The 1,203-nt window shown below is 73.6% G+C and carries 1 protein-coding gene; it reads right to left on the bottom strand.

Annotated features, from left to right (window positions below):
• Window positions 1-205: 205 nt before the first annotated feature.
• Window positions 206-1,203, bottom strand: a 998-nt coding sequence (locus ACTWQJ_RS51585; RefSeq protein ID WP_443313234.1) for a xanthine dehydrogenase family protein molybdopterin-binding subunit, incomplete at its 5' end; no start/stop codon positions are given.

Below are 1,203 nucleotides of genomic sequence, written 5' to 3'. Positions count from 1 at the left end.
CGTGGTCGCCAACTCCGCCCGACTCGTCGGCCACACACCACACCTGCCCAGCGACACCACCGGACGACTGCGCGCCGCACCACTGGAGGAGCGGCGCGTGCGCTGATCCCCCACGCCGCCGGTCTGGGGATCCCTGTGCGCAGGGCTGCATGCGCGGCGTGCTGCTCGGGCACCGTGACTGACGGCGGACACCGGTGGTCCGCCCTCAGAGCAGGTCCTCGATCGTGATCGGTATCTTCCGGATGCGCCGTCCGGTCGCGTGGTGGACGGCGTTCGCGATCGCGGCCGCGGCCCCGACCTGCCCGATCTCGCCCACGCCCTTGACCCCCAGCGGGTTCACTACGTCGTCCTCGACCTCGACCAGTTCGACGTCGACGTCGGGCGCGTCCGCGTTGACGGCGACCAGGTACTCCCCAAGGCTCGCGTTGGCCCAGTGACCGGTGCGCGGGTGCATGTGGTTGGCCTCCAGCAGCGCCTGGCCCAGGCCCCAGAGCATGCCGCCCATGAGCTGGCTGCGGGCCAGCTTGGGGTTGAGCACCCGGCCGGGGGCGAAGGCACCGGTCATACGCCGCACCCGGACCAGTCCGAGCTCCGCGTCGACGGCCACCTCGGCGAACTGGGCGCCGAAGGTCATCATCGCGTACCCGGGGTCTCCGGCCGGCGGAGTCCACGCACCGGACGCCTCGGCGTCCGGCTGGAAGTTGCGCTGCAGCAGGTCGGCGTAGGAGTCGAAGGCGGTTCCGGCCGTCATCGCCCCGTCCCGTACGACCACGTCGACCGGGTTCGCGCCGTGCAGCGGGGAACGGGTGTCCGCGACGGCGCGGGCGATGAGCTGGTTGCGCAGGGCGGTCGCGGCGCTGTGCACGGCGGCACTGATCATGCCCGCGCCCGCGGAGCCCACCGCGGCCGCGATATTGGGCAGGTCGGTGTCGCCGCTCTCGAACCGGCAGCGCTCCACCGGCATGCCGAGCGCGTCGGCGGCGACCTGCGTCATGACCGTGGCCACACCGGTACCGAAGTCGGGGGTGGCGGCCTGGACGACGGCGGTGCCGTCGGCGTAGAGGCGGGCGCGGGCGCGCTGCGGGTTGGCGGGCGGCGCCACCGGATAGCCCGCGGTGGCCACGCCCGTCCCGATCAGCCAGTTCCCCTCGCGTCGCACCCCGTGCCGTGGATCGCGGCCTTCCCAGCCGAAGCGCGCGGCAC

Origin of the sequence: Streptomyces sp. KR55, from assembly GCF_052245645.1 — a bacterium.
Lineage (GTDB): Bacteria > Actinomycetota > Actinomycetes > Streptomycetales > Streptomycetaceae > Streptomyces > Streptomyces flavusporus.
This window is presented reverse-complemented; position numbering and strand designations above follow the sequence as displayed.